Below are 18,949 nucleotides of genomic sequence, written 5' to 3'. Positions count from 1 at the left end.
TAAGCCTGTCACCGGTCAACTAACTATGCTCCATGCGCATCAGGGGGATAGGTGCGTGGCGGCTCTTGTGATAACATCCGGCGTTTTCCGAGGCAGCTCCACGGAGCTGTCTTTACTGCGCAAATCCGCGATCCAATGTTGATTTGTCGTAAGTCGGTGCATGGCACTCGGTCTGCCCCGACGAGCTTCGTTGGTCCCATATGGATATGACGAAGTTTCACCAGAAAAAGGAATCAGGCTTCTCATGGGCGAACTGGCCAAAGAAATCCTCCCGGTCAATATCGAAGACGAGCTGAAACAGTCCTACCTCGACTACGCGATGAGCGTGATCGTCGGCCGTGCACTGCCGGATGCGCGCGATGGCCTCAAGCCCGTGCACCGTCGCGTACTGTTCGCGATGAGCGAGCTGGGCAACGACTTCAACAAGCCGTACAAGAAATCTGCCCGTGTTGTCGGCGACGTGATCGGTAAGTATCACCCGCACGGTGATACCGCGGTGTACGACACCATCGTTCGTATGGCCCAGCCTTTCTCCCTGCGCTACCTGCTGGTAGACGGTCAGGGCAACTTCGGTTCGGTCGACGGCGACAACGCTGCGGCCATGCGATACACCGAAGTGCGCATGACCAAGCTGGCGCACGAGCTGCTGGCTGACCTGCACAAGGAAACCGTGGATTGGGTGCCGAACTACGACGGCACCGAAATGATCCCGGCGGTCATGCCGACCCGTATCCCCAACCTGCTGGTCAACGGCTCCAGCGGTATCGCCGTGGGCATGGCGACCAACATTCCGCCGCACAACCTCGGTGAAGTCATCGATGGTTGCCTGGCGCTCATCGACAATCCTGAGCTGACCGTCGATGAACTGATGCAATACATCCCCGGTCCGGACTTCCCGACCGCCGCGATCATCAACGGTCGCGCCGGCATCATCGAAGCCTACCGTACCGGTCGTGGCCGTATTTACATGCGCGCCCGCTCGATCATCGAAGACATCGACAAGGTCGGTGGCCGTCAGCAGATCGTCATCACCGAACTCCCTTACCAGTTGAACAAAGCGCGTCTGATCGAGAAGATCGCCGAGCTGGTCAAAGAGAAGAAGCTGGAAGGTATCACCGAACTGCGCGACGAGTCCGACAAGGACGGTATGCGCGTCGTGATTGAACTGCGTCGCGGCGAAGTGCCTGAGGTGATCCTCAACAACCTCTACGCCCAGACCCAGCTGCAATCGGTATTCGGCATCAACATCGTTGCGCTGATCGACGGCCGTCCACGCATCCTGAACCTCAAGGATCTGCTGGAAGCCTTCGTCCGTCACCGTCGCGAAGTGGTCACCCGCCGTACCGTGTTCGAACTGCGCAAGGCGCGCGAGCGTGGTCATATCCTCGAAGGCCAGGCCGTTGCCCTGTCGAACATCGACCCGGTCATCGCCCTGATCAAGGCTTCGCCGACGCCGTCGGAAGCCAAAGAAGCGCTGGTCAGCACGCCGTGGGAATCCTCGGCAGTGGTGGCGATGGTTGAGCGTGCCGGTGCCGATTCGTGCCGTCCGGAAAACCTCGATCCGCAATACGGTCTGCGTGAAGGCAAGTACTTCCTGTCGCCAGAACAGGCGCAAGCCATTCTGGAACTGCGTCTGCACCGTCTGACCGGTCTGGAACACGAAAAACTGCTGGCCGAGTATCAAGAGATCCTCAACCAGATCGGCGAGCTGATCCGCATCCTCAACAGCGCCGTGCGCCTGATGGAAGTGATCCGCGAAGAGCTGGAAGTGATCCGCGCCGAATACGGCGACCAGCGCCGCACCGAAATTCTCGATGCCCGTCTCGATCTGACCCTGGGTGACATGATCCCGGAAGAAGAGCGCGTCGTGACCATCTCCCACGGTGGCTACGCCAAGACCCAGCCACTGGCTGCGTACCAGGCTCAGCGTCGTGGCGGTAAAGGCAAGTCGGCCACCGGCGTCAAGGATGAGGACTACATCGCTCACCTGCTGGTTGCCAACAGCCACACCACGCTGCTGCTGTTCTCCAGCAAAGGCAAGGTGTACTGGCTCAAGACCTACGAGATTCCGGAAGCGTCCCGCGCCGCCCGTGGTCGTCCGCTGGTCAACCTTCTGCCATTGAGCGAAGGTGAATACATCACCACCATGCTGCCGGTCGATCTCGAAGCCATGAAGCGTCAGGCCGATGAAGAAGAAGCCGAAGGCGCCGAGGCTGATGTAGAAGAAATCGAAAACAGCAACGAGACCGATGAAGAACGTCGTGCTCGCATCAAGGCTGCCGACCGCAAGAAAGCCCCGTTCATCTTCATGTCGACCGCCAACGGTACCGTGAAGAAGACCCCGCTGGTGGCCTTCAGCCGTCAGCGCAGCGTTGGTCTGATCGCACTGGAGCTGGACGAAGGTGACATCCTGATCTCCGCCGCCATTACCGATGGCGAGCAGGAAATCATGCTGTTCTCCGACGGCGGCAAAGTGACTCGCTTCAAGGAATCCGAAGTTCGCGCCATGGGCCGTACCGCCCGCGGTGTGCGTGGTATGCGTCTGCCAGAAGGGCAGAAGCTGATCTCCATGCTGATTCCAGAAGAAGGCAGCGAGATTCTCACGGCTTCCGAGCGCGGCTACGGCAAGCGTACGGCGATCACCGAGTTCCCTGAATACAAGCGTGGCGGTCAGGGCGTTATCGCCATGGTCAGCAACGAGCGTAACGGCCGTCTGGTCGGCGCGGTTCAGGTGCAGGACGGTGAAGAAATCATGTTGATCTCCGATCAGGGCACTCTGGTGCGTACCCGTGTCGACGAAGTGTCGAGCCTGGGTCGTAACACACAGGGCGTCACGCTGATCAAGCTGGCCAAGGATGAAACCCTGGTCGGGCTGGAGCGGGTTCAGGAGCCTTCGGAAGTTGAAGGTGAAGAGCTTGAGGGTGAAGAGGGCGAGGAATTCGAAGGCAATGTCGTGATCGACGATGCTGCCGAAGACCAGCAACTCGACGCCGCAGCAGACGAAGAACCGCAAGAATAAGCGGACAAACGAGGGGGCGGATGAGAATTCGCCCCCTTGTTATTTGTCCGGTATGAAATTTCGGCGCCCATGAAGATCCATGTGGGAGCGAGCTTGCTCGCGAAGGCGGAGTATCAGGCGACATCGTTGTTGAATGTCAGTCCGCCTTCGCGAGCAAGCTCGCTCCCACATAAAATCAGCGCCGACTGATATGTGATACCACCAAATCAGAGCGAGATTGGATGTGAGCAAGCGAGCCTATAACTTCTGCGCCGGTCCTGCGGCGCTTCCTGAAGCTGTCCTGCAACGTGCCCAGGGTGAACTCCTTGATTGGCACGGCAAGGGTCTGTCGGTCATGGAAATGAGCCATCGCAGTGATGAGTTCGTGTCCATCGCCACCCAGGCCGAGCAGGATCTGCGTGACCTGCTGAATATCCCGTCGAACTACAAAGTGCTGTTTCTGCAAGGTGGCGCCAGCCAGCAATTCGCGCAGATTCCACTGAACCTGCTGCCGGAAAACGGCTCGGCCGACTATATCGACACCGGTATCTGGTCACAGAAAGCCATCGAAGAAGCCTCGCGCTACGGCCACGTCAACGTTGCCGCCACCGCCAAGCCTTACGACTATTTCGCCATTCCGGGCCAGAACGAGTGGAACCTGTCGAAAGACGCCGCTTACGTTCACTACGCGCCGAACGAAACCATCGGCGGTCTGGAGTTTCAGTGGATCCCCGAAACCGGTGACGTGCCGTTGGTAGCGGACATGTCTTCGGACATCCTCTCGCGTCCGGTCGACATCTCGCGTTTCGGCATGATCTACGCCGGCGCACAGAAAAACATCGGCCCAAGCGGTATCGTCGTCAACATCATCCGCGAAGACTTGCTCGGCAAGGCGCGCTCGCTGTGCCCGACGATGCTCGACTACAAAGTCGCGGCCGATAACGGCTCGATGTACAACACCCCGCCGACACTGGCCTGGTACCTGTCTGGTCTGGTGTTCCAGTGGTTGAAAGAGCAGGGTGGTGTCGAAGCGATCGCCAAACTGAATGACGTCAAACAGCGCACGCTGTACGACTTCATCGACGCCAGCGGCCTCTACAGCAACCCGATCAACAAGTCGGATCGCTCGTGGATGAACGTGCCGTTCCGTCTGGCTGATGATCGTCTGGACAAGCCGTTCCTGGTCGGTGCCGAAGAGCGCGGCTTGCTCAATCTGAAGGGCCACCGCTCCGTGGGCGGCATGCGCGCCTCCATCTACAACGCCGTCGACATCACCGCCGTTAACGCGCTGGTGGCGTACATGGCTGAATTCGAGAAGGAACACGGCTGATGTCCGAGCAAGAACTCAAGGCACTGCGCGTTCGTATTGACGCTCTGGACACCAAAGTCCTTGAGCTGATCAGTGAGCGTGCGCGTTGCGCCCAAGAAGTCGCGCGAGTAAAGATGGCCTCGCTGGCCGAAGGCGAAGTGCCGGTGTTCTATCGTCCTGAGCGCGAAGCTCAGGTGCTCAAGCGTGTGATGGAGCGCAATCAGGGACCGCTGGGCAACGAAGAGATGGCGCGGTTGTTCCGCGAAATCATGTCCTCGTGCCTGGCGCTGGAGCAGCCGCTGAAAGTGGCTTACCTCGGTCCTGAAGGCACCTTCACCCAGGCTGCAGCCATGAAGCACTTCGGTCACGCGGTGATCAGCAAGCCGATGGCGGCGATCGACGAAGTGTTCCGTGAAGTGGCAGCCGGTGCGGTGAATTTTGGCGTGGTGCCGGTGGAAAACTCCACCGAAGGCGCGGTCAACCACACGCTGGACAGCTTCCTCGAGCACGACATGGTTATCTGTGGCGAAGTCGAGCTGCGCATTCACCATCACCTGTTGGTTGGTGAAAACACCAAGACCGACAGTATCAGCCGTATCTATTCCCACGCGCAGTCGCTGGCCCAGTGCCGCAAGTGGCTGGACGCGCATTACCCGAATGTCGAGCGCGTTGCGGTATCGAGCAACGCCGAAGCGGCCAAACGGGTTAAAGGCGAGTGGAACTCGGCAGCGATTGCCGGTGATATGGCGGCCGGTCTGTATGGCCTGACCCGTCTGGCCGAGAAGATCGAAGACCGTCCGGACAACTCGACGCGCTTCCTGATGATCGGTAATCAGGAAGTACCGCCGACCGGTGACGACAAGACCTCGATCATCGTTTCGATGAGCAACAAGCCGGGTGCGCTCCACGAGCTGCTGGTGCCGTTCCATGACAACGGGATCGACCTGACCCGGATCGAAACCCGTCCGTCGCGCAGCGGCAAATGGACCTACGTGTTCTTCATCGACTTCGTCGGCCACCACCGTGATCCGTTGATCAAAGGTGTGCTGGAAAAGATCAGTCAGGAAGCAGTAGCACTCAAAGTGCTGGGTTCCTACCCGAAAGCAGTTCTCTAAGGGCGGTAGCAAATGAGTGGCAATTTCCTCGCTCTGGCACAGCCGGGCGTGCAACAACTATCGCCGTACGTTCCGGGCAAGCCTGTGGACGAACTGGCGCGCGAGCTGGACCTGGATCCGGCCAAAATCGTCAAACTGGCGAGCAACGAAAACCCGCTGGGCGCCAGTCCAAAAGCCTTGGCGGCCATCCGCGAAGAGCTGGCCGAGCTCACCCGTTATCCGGATGGCAACGGTTTCGCATTGAAATCCCTGCTGGCCGAGCAATGCCGTGTCGAGCTGAGCCAGGTCACTCTGGGTAACGGCTCCAACGACATTCTTGAGCTGGTCGCGCGTGCCTATCTGGCACCGGGCCTGAACGCTGTTTTCAGCGAACATGCGTTTGCGGTGTATCCGATTGCCACTCAGGCGGTCGGTGCTCAGGCCAAAGTGGTGCCGGCCAAGGATTGGGGGCATGATCTGCCTGCGATGCTCGCGGCCATCGATGGCAATACCCGCGTCGTATTTATCGCCAACCCGAACAACCCGACCGGTACCTGGTTCGGCGCAGAAGCGCTGGACGAGTTCCTGCAGGATGTTCCGGAGCACGTGTTGGTGGTGCTCGACGAGGCGTACATTGAGTACGCCGAAGGCAGTGATCTGCCGGACGGACTGGATTTCCTTGCCGCTTACCCGAATCTGTTGGTCTCGCGTACCTTCTCCAAGGCCTATGGTCTGGCGGCATTGCGTGTTGGCTACGGTCTGTCGACCCCGGTTGTGGCTGATGTACTGAACCGTGTTCGCCAGCCATTCAACGTCAACAGCCTCGCCTTGGCGGCAGCCTGTGCGGCGTTGAAGGATGAGGAATATCTGGCGCAAAGCCGTCAACTCAACGAGGCAGGCATGCAGCAGTTGCAGGCCGGTTTCCGTGAGCTGGGCCTGAGCTGGATCGAATCCAAAGGCAACTTTATCTGCGTCGATCTCGCTCAAGTCGCAGCCCCGGTGTTTCAGGGCTTGCTGCGCGAAGGCGTGATCGTGCGTCCGGTGGCCAACTACGGCATGCCGAACCACCTGCGGGTGACCATTGGTCTGCCTGCGGAAAACAGCCGCTTCCTCGAAGCGCTGCGCAAGGTTCTGGCTCGTGGGTGATGTCACTGCACTGCAATCTGCTGCACCTATGATCGGGCGCCTTGTGGTGGTCGGTCTGGGGTTGATCGGTGGTTCGTTTGCCAAAGGCTTGCGTGAAAGTGGCATCTGCCGCGAAGTGGTCGGGGTCGATCTCGATCCGCAATCGCGCAAGCTGGCGGTCGAGTTGGGTGTGGTCGATCGTTGTGAAGATGATCTGGTGGTGGCCTGTCAGGGCGCTGACGTAATTCAGTTGGCGGTGCCGATTCTGGCCATGGAAAAAGTGCTCGCGCGTTTGGCGAGTATTGATCTGGGGGCGGCGATTCTGACCGATGTCGGTAGCGCCAAAGGCAATGTGGTGCGCGCGGCGACCGAGGCGTTTGGCGGCATGCCGGCGCGTTTCGTGCCGGGCCATCCGATTGCCGGCTCCGAGCAGAGCGGGGTGGAAGCCTCCAATGCCGAACTGTTCCGTCGCCACAAAGTGATCCTCACGCCGCTTGAGCAAACCGATCCGGCGGCGTTGGCTGTGGTCGATCGTCTGTGGCGCGAATTGGGCGCCGACGTCGAGCATATGCAGGTCGAGCGTCATGATGAAGTGCTGGCCGCGACCAGTCATCTGCCGCACCTGCTGGCCTTTGGTCTGGTCGATTCATTGGCCAAGCGCAATGAAAATCTTGAGATCTTCCGTTACGCTGCGGGCGGTTTCCGCGATTTCACAAGAATCGCCGGAAGCGACCCGGTGATGTGGCACGACATCTTCCTCGCCAACCGCGAGGCTGTCCTGCGCACACTCGATACATTTCGCAGCGACCTCGACGCTTTGCGCGACGCGGTCGATGCAGGGGATGGGCACCAATTGTTGGGCGTCTTCACGCGCGCCCGGGTTGCCCGCGAGCATTTCAGTAAAATCCTGGCCCGCAGGGCCTATGTGGACGCTATGAATTCCAACGATCTGATCTTCCTGGCTCAACCTGGTGGCCGCCTGTCCGGTCGGATTCGCGTACCGGGTGACAAATCCATTTCCCACCGTTCGATCATGCTCGGCTCGCTGGCCGAAGGCGTCACCGAAGTCGAAGGTTTCCTTGAGGGCGAAGACGCCCTGGCGACCTTGCAGGCATTCCGCGACATGGGCGTAGTCATCGAAGGCCCGCACCACGGCCGCGTGACCATTCACGGTGTCGGCCTGTACGGCCTGAAACCGGCGCCGGGCCCGATCTATCTGGGCAACTCCGGCACGTCGATGCGTCTGCTGTCCGGCCTGTTGGCTGCGCAAAACTTCGACAGTGTTTTGACGGGGGATGCCTCGCTGTCCAAGCGTCCGATGAACCGCGTGGCCAATCCGCTGCGCGAAATGGGCGCGGTCATCGAAACTGCTGCCGAAGGCCGTCCGCCGATGACCATTCGTGGCGGGCATAAACTCAAAGGCCTGACTTACACCATGCCGATGGCCAGTGCGCAGGTGAAATCCTGCCTGCTGCTCGCCGGTCTGTACGCTGAGGGCAAGACCACCGTGACCGAGCCGGCACCTACCCGTGACCATACCGAACGCATGCTGCGTGGTTTTGGTTATTCGGTAAGCGTTGATGGCGCCACGGCATCGGTTGAGTCCGGTGGCAAACTGACTGCGACCCATATTGAAGTGCCGGGCGACATCTCGTCGTCGGCGTTCTTCCTGGTCGCAGCATCGATCGCTGAAGGTTCGGAGCTGGTGCTTGAGCACGTCGGCATCAACCCGACCCGTACCGGCGTGATCGACATCCTGCGCCTGATGGGTGCGGACATCACTCTGGAAAACCAGCGTGAAGTCGGCGGCGAGCCTGTGGCTGACCTGCGCGTACGGGCAGCTAAACTCAAAGGTATCGAGATTCCCGAAGAGCTGGTTCCGCTGGCCATCGACGAATTCCCGGTGCTGTTCGTGGCGGCGGCCTGTGCCGAAGGACGCACTGTGCTGACCGGCGCTGAAGAGCTGCGGGTCAAGGAGTCGGATCGCATCCAAGTCATGGCGGACGGTCTATTGGCGCTGGGCGTCAAATGCCAGCCGACCCCGGACGGCATCATCATCGACGGCGGCCAGATTGGCGGCGGCGAAGTGCATGGTCACGGCGATCACCGTATCGCGATGGCTTTCAGTGTGGCCTCCCTGCGCGCCACCGCACCGATCCGCATCCATGATTGCGCTAACGTCGCGACGTCGTTCCCCAACTTCCTCGCGCTGTGCGGGCAGGTCGGTATTCGTGTGGCACAAGAGGCTCAGTCGTGAAAAACATTGCACCGGTCATCACCATTGATGGGCCAAGCGGCTCGGGCAAAGGCACCGTAGCCGGAATTCTGGCCAAGCGTCTGGGCTGGAACCTGCTGGATTCCGGTGCGTTGTACCGCTTGCTGGCATTTGCTGCGCACAACCATGGTGTCGACCTGACCAATGAAGAGCTGCTGAAGAAGCTTGCCGCTCATCTGGATGTTCAGTTCATTGCGGCGACCGAAGGTCAGTTGCAACGGATCATTCTGGAAGGTGACGAAGTCAGCGATGTGATCCGCACCGAAAGCGTCGGCTCCGGCGCTTCGCAAGTGGCTGCATTGCCGGCCGTACGCGAGGCGCTGCTGCAGCGCCAGCGTGCTTTCCAAGAAGCGCCGGGTCTGGTGGCCGATGGTCGCGACATGGGCACGGTGGTTTTTCCGGATGCACCGCTGAAGATTTTCCTGACCGCCAGTGCCGAGGAGAGGGCGCGCCGTCGATATTTGCAGTTGAAGGGCAAAGTCGAGGGTGTTAGTCTGTCGAGTCTGCTAGATGAGATCCGTGCACGCGACGAGCGTGACACCCAGCGAGCGGTAGCCCCGCTTAAGCCGGCGGCTGACGCCATACAGCTGGATTCCACGGAGTTGTCCATCGATCAGGTGCTTGAACGCATCATGAGCGAGATCGCCATTCGCGATATCGCCGGGTGACCAAGAAGGCCGCAGGGGACCAGTCATAGTCCTGCGACGCTTCTTCTATATGAAACTAACCCACACCGTCTGGGGTGTGGAGATGGGCGTATCCTTCGCCCTCATTTACAGGAATTAAAATGAGCGAAAGCTTTGCGGAACTCTTTGAAGAAAGCCTAAAAACCCTGAACCTTCAGGCAGGCTCCATCATCACCGGTGTTATCGTTGATATCGATTACCAAGCTCGCTGGGTAACCGTTCACGCTGGCCTGAAGTCTGAAGCACTCATCCCGCTTGAGCAGTTCTACAACGACGCTGGCGATCTGACTATCAATGTCGGTGACGAAGTTCACGTTGCGCTGGACTCGGTTGAAGACGGTTTCGGTGAAACCAAGCTGTCCCGTGAAAAAGCCAAGCGCGCTGAATGCTGGATCGTTCTGGAAGCAGCCTTCGCAGCCGAGGAAGTGGTCAAGGGCGTTATCAACGGTAAGGTTAAAGGCGGCTTCACTGTCGACGTTAACGGCATCCGTGCGTTCCTGCCAGGTTCCCTGGTTGACGTCCGTCCAGTGCGCGACACCACGCACCTGGAAGGCAAAGAGCTGGAGTTCAAGGTCATCAAGCTGGACCAGAAGCGCAACAACGTTGTCGTTTCCCGTCGCAGCGTCCTGGAAGCCGAGAACTCCGCCGAGCGTGAAGCTCTGCTGGAATCCCTGCAGGAAGGCCAGCAAGTCAAAGGTATCGTCAAAAACCTCACCGATTACGGCGCATTCGTCGATCTGGGTGGCGTGGACGGCCTGCTGCACATCACCGACATGGCCTGGAAGCGCATCAAGCATCCTTCCGAAATCGTCAACGTTGGTGACGAAATCGACGTTAAGGTTCTGAAATACGATCGCGAACGCAACCGTGTTTCCCTGGGCCTGAAGCAACTGGGCGAAGATCCATGGGTTGCTATCAAAGCCCGTTACCCAGAAAGCACTCGCGTTACCGCTCGTGTAACCAACCTGACCGACTACGGCTGCTTCGCTGAGCTGGAAGAAGGCGTTGAAGGTCTGGTGCACGTTTCGGAAATGGACTGGACCAACAAGAACATCCACCCTTCGAAAGTCGTACAAGTCGGCGACGAAGTGGAAGTTATGGTTCTGGACATCGACGAAGAGCGTCGTCGTATCTCCCTGGGCATCAAGCAGTGCAAATCTAACCCATGGGAAGATTTCTCTGGCCAGTTCAACAAGGGCGATAAAATCTCCGGCACCATCAAGTCGATCACCGATTTCGGTATCTTCATTGGTCTGGACGGCGGCATCGACGGTCTGGTTCACCTGTCCGACATCTCCTGGAACGAAGTGGGCGAAGAAGCCGTACGTCGTTTCAAGAAGGGCGACGAGCTGGACACCGTTATCCTGTCGGTTGACCCAGAGCGCGAGCGTATCTCCCTGGGTATCAAGCAACTGGAAAGCGATCCGTTCTCCGAGTACGTCTCGGTTAACGACAAAGGCGCAATCGTTACTGGCACCGTGAAAGAAGTTGACGCCAAAGGCGCCATCATCGTTCTGGCCGACGATATCGAAGCGACTCTGAAAGCCTCCGAAATCAGCCGTGACCGCGTTGAAGACGCGCGCAACGTTCTGAAAGAAGGCCAGGAAGTAGAAGCCAAGATCATCAGCGTTGATCGTAAGAGCCGTGTAATTCAGCTGTCGATCAAATCGAAAGACGATGCTGAAGAGAAAGAAGCAATCCAGAGCCTGAAAGAAGGTGAGGCTGCTGCTCCTGCCGATACCACTATGGCTGCACTGCTGCGTCAAGCAATGGCCAAACAGAACTAAGTTCTGCTTGATCATGAAAAGGGCGACTTCGGTCGCCCTTTTTTGTGCCTGCGATTTAGTGTTCGCGGCTTGCATGAGGGTTTTGGTGAAACCAATCTGGCTTCCAGGCGGTCTGTTTCTTTAATCGGATCAATCGCCTATTCACGACTAAGCTTGGTCTTAAGTGTGTAGTCGTCGGGCAGTTGTCTGGCATAAGGAAGTGGATGAACAAGTTTATTGTCCTCATGGCTGTGCTGGTTCTGGCTGGCTGTACGACCAGTGCCAAAACCCATGCGGTGCGTGGCGTCAGTGGTATAGAGGTCGACTGCTCTGGGTTGGGCTCTGGCTGGGAGAAATGCCAGAAGCGTGCGGCAAAGGAGTGCAAGGGCGCTGGGTACAAAGTGATCACGCGATCGGATGATGCCAAGGATGAAGATGAGTTTCCTTTTGGCTTCAATCCGGCGGGCTACGTGACGCGAACCATGCTGGTGATCTGTCGATAGGCATGCATTGCTCAGTTTGTTGCTTTGATGCCCTGAAAATGGGCGTTTTGACGCGGAGGAAGATATGTCAATCCCTGGGCTGTTCAAAATCTTCCGGGCGTGCTAAAACCTTTCAAGCGCTGATCTAGCTGCTTGAAAAAGAAGGGAAAAATATGACGAAGTCGGAGTTGATCGAACGAATTGTCACCCATCAAGGGCTACTCTCATCCAAGGATGTGGAGCTGGCCATCAAGACCATGCTTGAGCAAATGTCCCAGTGCCTCGCCACCGGTGATCGTATCGAGATCCGTGGGTTTGGCAGCTTCTCTCTGCACTACCGTGCGCCTCGTGTTGGCCGCAATCCAAAGACTGGCCAGTCTGTCAGCCTTGACGGTAAATTCGTACCGCACTTCAAGCCGGGTAAGGAGTTGCGTGATCGGGTGAATGAGGAAGAGGAGGAGGGGGTTTGATCTTCGCTATTCAAATTCGAGGGGGCGTGAATGCGTAACCTGAAACGCATACTGCTTGGCGTATTTCTTCTGCTGATGGTTCTGATTGTTCTGGCGTTTGTGCTTGAGAATCAGCAGTCGGTTTCGCTTTTGTTTCTAGGTTTTTCCGGCCCGCAGTTGCCAGTGTCGCTAGTTGCAGTGTTAGCACTGTTGATCGGCATGTTGATCGGCCCTGTATTGGGCTGGTTTCTGGGGCGTTCGTCCAGAGCCGCACGCAAGCGACTGGTCTGAAAACGACAGGCGCAGGGCATCTGTCGAAATTGCGCCTCAGCCTGTCTTTATCCATTAGTAAAACCATCATTAAGCTGTAAAATGCTCCCCTTGTTCGATCGTGCCTTATTGCATGACGATTCAGACTGACTCTGATGGATGCCAATTGCGACTGGCCTCTGCATTCATGGATTAGATGGCGCTCAGTGGCAGCGCTATCCGCAGCTCAAGGGTATCGTTTCGCGTGAAAATTCTAGTTACCGGCGGCGCCGGGTTCATCGGCTCGGCAGTCATCCGTCACATAATCTCCAATACGTCCGATGCTGTCGTTAACGTCGATAAGCTGACTTACGCCGGTAATCTGGAGTCGCTGGCAGAAGTCAGCCAGAATTCGCGCTATGCATTTGAACGCGTCGATATCTGTGATCGTGATCAGATCGACCGTGTCCTGCGTGAACACCAACCAGATGCAATCATGCACCTGGCCGCAGAATCCCACGTCGATCGCTCGATCTCTGGTCCGTCCGAGTTTATCCAGACCAACATCATCGGTACTTACACGCTGCTCGAGGCCGCCCGCCACTACTGGGCCGCGCTGGATGATGCGCGTAAAGCCAGTTTCCGCTTCCACCATATTTCGACTGACGAAGTTTACGGAGACCTCGAAGGTCCGGAAGACCTCTTCACCGAAACCACGCCATACCAGCCAAGTTCGCCTTACTCGGCCAGCAAGGCTAGCTCCGATCACTTGGTTCGCGCCTGGGCCCGTACTTACGGCCTGCCTACCTTGGTGACTAACTGCTCGAACAACTACGGTCCATGCCATTTCCCTGAGAAACTGATCCCGCTGATCATTCTCAATGCGCTGGAAGGCAAGCCTCTGCCGGTTTACGGCAAAGGCAACCAGGTTCGTGACTGGCTGTATGTCGAAGATCACGCGCGCGCGTTGTACAAAGTCGTCACCGAAGGCGTGATCGGTGAGACTTACAATATCGGCGGTCATAACGAAAAACAAAACATCGAAGTGGTGCACACCCTCTGTGCGTTGCTCGATGAGTTGCGTCCTGATTCAGCTCACCGTCCGCATGCCAGCCTGATTACTTATGTGCAGGATCGTCCTGGCCACGACGTACGTTATGCAATCGACGCTAGCAAGATTCAGCGAGAACTGGGCTGGACACCGGAAGAGACTTTTGAAACCGGTATTCGCAAAACCGTCGAGTGGTACCTCACCAACACTGAATGGGTTGAACACGTGAAGAGCGGTAGCTACCAGCAGTGGATTGACCAGAACTACGCAGATCGATCGACTAAAGCATGAGAACTTTATTGCTGGGTATGAATGGGCAGGTGGGATGGGAGCTACAACGCGCCCTTGCGCCACTTGGAGAATTAATTGCCCTTGATCGCAATACCGGTGGTGACTTATCTGATCTGGACGCCCTGCGCACGACGATTCGCAAGGTTGGACCTGACGTAATCGTCAATGCCGCGGCCTATACCGCTGTCGATAAGGCTGAGTCGGAAACCGAACTGTCAGACCGTGTGAACTCTCGGGCGAGTCAGGTCATGGCTGAAGAGGCTGCGTCCTTGGGTAGCTGGCTTGTTCATTACTCGACCGACTATGTGTTCAGCGGGCAGGGTACGCAGCCTTGGCAAGAAACTGATGCAGCCGCCCCGGTGAATCACTATGGCGCCAGTAAGCTGGCCGGTGAGCAAGCGATTATTGCGTCAGGTTGCAAGTACCTGATCTTCCGCACCAGTTGGGTTTACGGCGCGCGTGGCAACAATTTTGCCAAAACCATGCTGCGTTTAGCCAAGGATCGCGAAACGCTTAACGTTATTGCCGACCAGATCGGGGCTCCGACAGGTGCTGATCTGATTGCCGACGTGACGGTTTTGGCTATTCAACAAGTGATACAGCGCCCTGAACTGGCGGGTCTTTATCACCTGACAGCAGGCGGTGAGGTTTCCTGGCACGGCTATGCCAGCCATGTCATCGAATTTGCTCAAGCCAATGGCGAGCAGCTTGCGGTTAAAACGGTAGATCCGATCGAATCCAGCGCTTATCCAACACCTGCACGGCGTCCTCTGAATTCACGTTTGAATACGCAGAAACTACGTGACAATTTTTCTCTGCACTTGCCGGATTGGCAAAGTGGTGTAACCCGAATGCTTAGGGAAGTTTTGAACAAATGACCACGACAAATCGTAAAGGTATCATTCTCGCCGGTGGTTCGGGTACTCGTCTGCATCCGCTGACGCTGGGTGTGTCGAAGCAAATGTTGCCTATCTACGACAAACCGATGATCTTTTATCCGCTGTCAGTTTTGATGCTGGCGGGAATGCGTGAAATCCTGATCATCTCTACGCCGGAAGATCTTCCATGTTTCCGCAAGCTGCTGGGTGACGGTAGTCTCTACGGCATCAAATTGACCTACGCCGAACAACCAAGCCCGGATGGTCTGGCTCAGGCGTTCATCATCGGTGAAGAGTTCATTGGTAGAGACCCTTGCTGCCTGATCCTCGGTGACAACATCTTTTACGGCCAGCACTTCTCCGACAACCTGCGTTCTGCCTGTGCCCGGCAGGATGGTGCGACCGTGTTTGGCTACCATGTTTCCGATCCAGAGCGCTTTGGTGTGGTGGAGTTCGATGCATCCGGCCGCGCCCTGAGCATCGAAGAAAAGCCGCTGAAGCCAAAATCCAGCTACGCAATAACCGGTCTCTATTTCTACGACAACCAAGTCGTCGACATTGCCAAGAAGATCAAGCCTTCCGAGCGTGGCGAGCTGGAAATCACCGACGTCAACCGCGCTTACCTCGAGCAGCAGGCACTGAATGTCGAAATGCTCGGGCGTGGTTTCGCTTGGCTAGATACCGGCACTCACGACTCTCTGCTTGAGGCTAGCCATTTCGTGCACACCATCGAACAGCGCCAGGGCCTGAAAGTCGCTTGCCTGGAAGAAATTGCCTACCACAACGGCTGGATCACTGCCGAGCAGTTGGGTGTTCAAGCTGAAGCCTTGAGGAAGACTGGTTACGGCCAATACTTGCAGAAGTTGCTGGATTCGCCTTCTCACTGATTCGTAAAAACGAAGTTGTTCGAGTGAGAAAGTTTAACCAGTCCGAGCAGGAAAGTTATGCCAGTAAAACGTCTCAATGTTGCGGTTTTGCTGGCAGCCTTCAATGGAATGCAGTGGATTGAAGAGCAACTCGCCTCGATTCTCGGCCAAACTGGTGTTGATGTAAGTGTTTATATCAGTATTGATACTTCTACCGATGGAACCGAGGCGTGGTGCGCGGCATACGCGTCTCGACATCCCGGCGTTTTCGTGTTGCCGCCCGCCGGTTCGTTTGGGGGCGCTTCGCGGAATTTTTTCAGGCTGATCCGTGATGTGGCTATCGAGAGCTACGATTTCGTCGCATTTGCTGATCAGGATGACATCTGGTATCCGGACAAGCTTGAGCGGGCGGTGCGCGAGATTCGGTCACGCGCGGTGGATGCCTATTCGAGCAATGTCGTCGCATTCTGGCCGGACGGCCGCACCCATCTGCTTGATAAGGCGCAGCGCCAGACACCCTGGGATTTTCTGTTTGAAGCTGCTGGCCCGGGCTGCACGTATGTGCTGAGTCGCACATTCGTCAGCGCCCTGCGCACTGCGATGCTGGCTGACTGGCAGGAATTACAGCACGTCAGTCTGCATGATTGGTATTGCTATGCGTTTGCCCGAAGTCGGGGCTTCAAATGGTTTATCGACCATCGACCGTCCATGAGTTATCGCCAGCATGAACGAAATCAGGTCGGTGCCAATACCGGTCTTAATCCACTGATTGCGCGCTACAAGACTATTCACGACGGATGGTGGTTTTCCCAAGTCAGAAGGATCGTCCGTTTGGTCGGACTTGAAAATGATCGGTTTGTCCGACGCTGGCTGCCATTGGGGCGGTGGCAGATGCTGACCCTTTCACTGAGTGCCTGGAAGTGTCGTCGTCGAGTGCGCGACAAGATATTTTTCTTCTGTGTTTGCTGGGCTACAGCGGTAATTGGAAACAAAGCCAAATGAGCGCTCCTCGTGTTTTAGTGACAGGTGCTACCGGGTTCGTCGGTGAAGCGCTCGTATTTCGTTTGTTGCGCGATAAGGTATTTACGCCTGTCGCCGCCGTTCGTGGCGAAACGAGGTTAGCCGGTCTTTGTCCGGTCGTGGCGTTCGGGTTGGACGAAAACTCCCCGCTACCGCCTTTGGAAAATGTTGATGTAGTCGTCCATTGCGCGGCGCGCGTGCATGTCATGAATGAAGTGGCTGCAGATCCGCTCGCGGCGTTTCGACAGGTCAACGTCGAAGGCACCGCGCGACTTGCCCGTCATGCGGCGAAATCCGGAGTCAAACGCTTCATTTTCATCAGCTCGATCAAGGTCAACGGCGAGGCAACATTACCGGGTGCGCCGTTTTCTGCTGATGATGCGCCGGCGCCGGTCGATCCTTACGGTATATCCAAGCGTGAAGCGGAGGGCGCATTAAGGCAGATCAGTCAGGACACAGGGATGGAAGTCGTGATTATCCGACCGCCCCTGATCTATGGCCCGGGCGTCAAAGCCAACTTTCTCAATATGATGCGTTGGCTTGAGCGCGGCATACCGCTGCCTTTTGGTGCGATCAACAATCGTCGCAGTCTGGTGGCTATCGGCAATCTCATTGATCTGATCACTGTGTGTATCAAGCATCCCGCTGCTGGCGGCCATGTGTTTCTGGTCAGCGACGCGGAGGACCTTTCTACAACACAATTGCTTCGGCGAATGGCGGGCGCGCTGGGCGTCAAGCCTCGCTTGTTGCCGTTGCCGTCCTCGTTGATGACGGTGGGGGCAGCGCTGATCGGGCGACAGGATCTGGCGCAGCGTTTGTGTGGCTCTCTGCAAGTCGATATTGACAAAACCCAGGCCATCCTTGGGTGGTTGCCGGCGACTAGCGTGGATCAAGCATTGCGTAATACGGCAGGGCACTACCGTGCGAAGCAGTGCTGAAGCTGATAATGGCTCTCGCTACGTGGAGAACTTGGCAAACTGCCACCCTATTTTGCTCAAAGGCCGCTTGCTACCCTAAGCTCGCAGCGCAAGGGGGGGGCATCAGAAATATTGGAGCCATGCGCTCATTATTATCAATGTTAAAATCTCCGGGTCTGAGTCGGCGATAGGGTAGGCGTAATGTCACGGGGTTATCAAATGGCGTTGCTTCATCGTTATAATTGCAAATTTTGCGCAGCTTGGAGCAGCGTGTGAGCCTGTTTTATGTGGCTTGTTCGACTGTCCAGGTTTTCGTATCTATTGAACGAACTTGCGCAGGCAAAGTTTTATCATTTCAGCAACGGAGTGCTCGGTGGTAGCCCCCCTTTCCCCGGTTGTCCAAAACAACAGTTTGGATCGCCGCTGTATAGACGATAGTCAGCAAGATTCGGTGGCGCATTTGGGATGTGTTGCGATTCTTGTCTGTACGTTCAATGGTGAGCGCTTTTTGGCTCAACAACTGGAATCCATCGCTCGTCAAACTTACCCCCACTGGTTTGTAGTGGTCTCGGACGATGGTTCATCTGACTCGACATTGGCATTGCTTCGCGAGTTCGGTGATCGTTGGGGGCATGACAAACTATTGATTCAGCACGGCCCGGGGCGTGGTTATGCAGCCAATTTCCTCACTGTTACCTGTGATGAGTCAATTGATGCCGACTTTTATGCGTGGGCGGATCAGGACGATATCTGGCAGCAAACAAAGCTGGAAGTGGCTTTGAAGCGATTGGCGCAAGCGCCGGTCGATGTGCCCGCGCTTTACTGCGGCAGAACCGAGCTGATCGACGAGCGCGGTAATCACATTGGCCTTTCACCCTTGTTCAGCCGGCCCATGGGATTTTCCAATGCATTGGTGGAGAGCGTCGGGGGCGGCAACACGATGGTCTTCAATGACGTCGCTCGTCAGTTGTTTCAGCGAGCGGGGAGCGGGGTGGATATCGTGTCGCACGACTGGTGGGCGTACCTGCTGGTGAGCGGAAGCGGTGGACGGGTTCTTTACGATTTTTCACCGACCGTTCTTTATCGCCAGCATGACGCCAATCTGATTGGCGCGGCTTCGGGGTTGAGCGCCCAGATCGGTCGTTTGCGCATGTTGTTTCGTGGTCGTTTTCGCGGCTGGAATCAAAAGAATGTTACTGCGCTGGAGTCGAATCGACTGCAGCTCAATGAAGAAAGCAGGATGAGGCTGGATTGTTTCCAGCGGGCGCGTCGCTCACGTGGCTTGTCCCGGATCATCTGGTTACGACGATCCGGAGTGTACCGGCAATCCTTATGGGGCAATCTGGGGCTGATGCTGGCGACGCTGTTCAATGGAATTTGACACTCACGTTGCTTTGGCCCCTTTCAGGAATAATTCTGTGGTCACTCAAGTAGTCATCAAACAAGAGCGTTTGCTGGGGAAGCTGGACTCCCTCGGTTTTTTTGAGGTTTGT

At 56.8% G+C, this 18,949-nt stretch carries 16 protein-coding genes; all 16 read left to right on the top strand.

Annotated elements, in window-relative coordinates:
* Positions 1–244: 244 nt before the first annotated feature.
* The 16 genes from gyrA (at position 245) to AB4O01_RS11660 (ending at position 18,837) form a co-directional block, all read left to right on the top strand.
* Positions 245–3,019: a DNA gyrase subunit A gene (gene gyrA, locus AB4O01_RS11735; protein ID WP_093435302.1), complete on the top strand. Its 2,775-nt coding sequence runs from the start codon at positions 245–247 to the stop codon at positions 3,017–3,019.
* A gap of 223 nt (positions 3,020–3,242) precedes the next feature.
* On the top strand, positions 3,243–4,328 hold the full coding sequence (gene serC, locus AB4O01_RS11730; protein ID WP_194934042.1) for a 3-phosphoserine/phosphohydroxythreonine transaminase: 1,086 nt from the start codon (positions 3,243–3,245) through the stop codon (positions 4,326–4,328).
* Positions 4,328–5,422, top strand: coding sequence for a prephenate dehydratase (gene pheA, locus AB4O01_RS11725; RefSeq protein ID WP_016770924.1), 1,095 nt, complete (start codon positions 4,328–4,330; stop codon positions 5,420–5,422). Before serC ends, pheA begins: the two co-directional genes overlap by 1 nt.
* Positions 5,423–5,434: 12 nt before the next feature.
* Positions 5,435–6,547, top strand: a complete 1,113-nt coding sequence (gene hisC, locus AB4O01_RS11720; protein ID WP_093435297.1) for a histidinol-phosphate transaminase — start codon at positions 5,435–5,437, stop codon at positions 6,545–6,547.
* A 28-nt stretch (positions 6,548–6,575) separates the two neighbouring features.
* Positions 6,576–8,783 carry a bifunctional prephenate dehydrogenase/3-phosphoshikimate 1-carboxyvinyltransferase gene (locus AB4O01_RS11715; protein ID WP_460092253.1) on the top strand — a complete coding sequence of 736 codons (2,208 nt, stop codon included), beginning with the start codon at positions 6,576–6,578 and terminating at the stop codon, positions 8,781–8,783.
* Positions 8,780–9,469 carry a (d)CMP kinase gene (gene cmk / locus AB4O01_RS11710; RefSeq protein ID WP_064391442.1) on the top strand — a complete coding sequence of 230 codons (690 nt, stop codon included), beginning with the start codon at positions 8,780–8,782 and terminating at the stop codon, positions 9,467–9,469. Before AB4O01_RS11715 ends, cmk begins: the two co-directional genes overlap by 4 nt.
* A gap of 119 nt (positions 9,470–9,588) precedes the next feature.
* The gene (gene rpsA, locus AB4O01_RS11705; protein WP_093435292.1) at positions 9,589–11,274 is read left to right on the top strand and encodes a 30S ribosomal protein S1; all 1,686 of its coding nucleotides are present in this window, start codon (positions 9,589–9,591) and stop codon (positions 11,272–11,274) included.
* 203 nt (positions 11,275–11,477) lie between these two features.
* Positions 11,478–11,756, top strand: a complete 279-nt coding sequence (locus AB4O01_RS11700) for a hypothetical protein (RefSeq protein ID WP_007908433.1) — start codon at positions 11,478–11,480, stop codon at positions 11,754–11,756.
* Between the two features lie 152 nt (positions 11,757–11,908).
* A complete protein-coding gene (gene ihfB / locus AB4O01_RS11695) occupies positions 11,909–12,205 on the top strand; it encodes an integration host factor subunit beta (RefSeq protein WP_003189779.1) in 297 nt (98 codons plus the stop codon).
* A gap of 30 nt (positions 12,206–12,235) precedes the next feature.
* Positions 12,236–12,475, top strand: coding sequence for a lipopolysaccharide assembly protein LapA domain-containing protein (locus AB4O01_RS11690; protein WP_093435289.1), 240 nt, complete (start codon positions 12,236–12,238; stop codon positions 12,473–12,475).
* 223 nt (positions 12,476–12,698) lie between these two features.
* Positions 12,699–13,775: a dTDP-glucose 4,6-dehydratase gene (rfbB, locus tag AB4O01_RS11685; RefSeq protein WP_175559626.1), complete on the top strand. Its 1,077-nt coding sequence runs from the start codon at positions 12,699–12,701 to the stop codon at positions 13,773–13,775.
* Complete coding sequence (rfbD, locus tag AB4O01_RS11680; RefSeq protein WP_460091847.1) at positions 13,772–14,653, top strand: dTDP-4-dehydrorhamnose reductase; 882 nt, start codon at positions 13,772–13,774, stop codon at positions 14,651–14,653. Before rfbB ends, rfbD begins: the two co-directional genes overlap by 4 nt.
* Entirely contained in the window at positions 14,650–15,540 is an 891-nt protein-coding gene (gene rfbA, locus AB4O01_RS11675; RefSeq protein WP_460091846.1) for a glucose-1-phosphate thymidylyltransferase RfbA, read from the top strand. The genes rfbD and rfbA overlap by 4 nt, the downstream gene beginning before the upstream one ends.
* Positions 15,541–15,597: 57 nt before the next feature.
* Complete coding sequence (locus AB4O01_RS11670) at positions 15,598–16,521, top strand: glycosyltransferase (protein WP_460091844.1); 924 nt, start codon at positions 15,598–15,600, stop codon at positions 16,519–16,521.
* Complete coding sequence (locus AB4O01_RS11665; protein WP_460091842.1) at positions 16,518–17,477, top strand: UDP-glucose 4-epimerase family protein; 960 nt, start codon at positions 16,518–16,520, stop codon at positions 17,475–17,477. Before AB4O01_RS11670 ends, AB4O01_RS11665 begins: the two co-directional genes overlap by 4 nt.
* A 352-nt stretch (positions 17,478–17,829) precedes the next feature.
* The gene (locus AB4O01_RS11660) at positions 17,830–18,837 is read left to right on the top strand and encodes a glycosyltransferase family 2 protein (RefSeq protein WP_093435275.1); all 1,008 of its coding nucleotides are present in this window, start codon (positions 17,830–17,832) and stop codon (positions 18,835–18,837) included.
* Positions 18,838–18,949: the final 112 nt, after the last annotated feature.

Source organism: Pseudomonas sp. S2_E02 (assembly GCF_054668355.1).
The sequence above is the reverse complement of the archived record's forward strand: the minus strand, read 5'-3'. Positions and strand labels throughout refer to the sequence as shown.

What these genes read in the sequence shown, in the direction of transcription:
- rfbA (WP_460091846.1), top strand. Translation starts at nt 14,650, where the DNA reads ATGACCACGACAAATCGTAAAGGTATCATTCTCGCCGGTGGTTCGGGT.
- AB4O01_RS11690 (WP_093435289.1), top strand. Translation starts at nt 12,236, where the DNA reads ATGCGTAACCTGAAACGCATACTGCTTGGCGTATTTCTTCTGCTGATG.
- rpsA (WP_093435292.1), top strand. Translation starts at nt 9,589, where the DNA reads ATGAGCGAAAGCTTTGCGGAACTCTTTGAAGAAAGCCTAAAAACCCTG.
- gyrA (WP_093435302.1), top strand. Translation starts at nt 245, where the DNA reads ATGGGCGAACTGGCCAAAGAAATCCTCCCGGTCAATATCGAAGACGAG.
- ihfB (WP_003189779.1), top strand. Translation starts at nt 11,909, where the DNA reads ATGACGAAGTCGGAGTTGATCGAACGAATTGTCACCCATCAAGGGCTA.
- AB4O01_RS11665 (WP_460091842.1), top strand. Translation starts at nt 16,518, where the DNA reads ATGAGCGCTCCTCGTGTTTTAGTGACAGGTGCTACCGGGTTCGTCGGT.
- AB4O01_RS11715 (WP_460092253.1), top strand. Translation starts at nt 6,576, where the DNA reads ATGATCGGGCGCCTTGTGGTGGTCGGTCTGGGGTTGATCGGTGGTTCG.
- pheA (WP_016770924.1), top strand. Translation starts at nt 4,328, where the DNA reads ATGTCCGAGCAAGAACTCAAGGCACTGCGCGTTCGTATTGACGCTCTG.
- rfbD (WP_460091847.1), top strand. Translation starts at nt 13,772, where the DNA reads ATGAGAACTTTATTGCTGGGTATGAATGGGCAGGTGGGATGGGAGCTA.
- AB4O01_RS11700 (WP_007908433.1), top strand. Translation starts at nt 11,478, where the DNA reads ATGAACAAGTTTATTGTCCTCATGGCTGTGCTGGTTCTGGCTGGCTGT.
- hisC (WP_093435297.1), top strand. Translation starts at nt 5,435, where the DNA reads ATGAGTGGCAATTTCCTCGCTCTGGCACAGCCGGGCGTGCAACAACTA.
- AB4O01_RS11670 (WP_460091844.1), top strand. Translation starts at nt 15,598, where the DNA reads ATGCCAGTAAAACGTCTCAATGTTGCGGTTTTGCTGGCAGCCTTCAAT.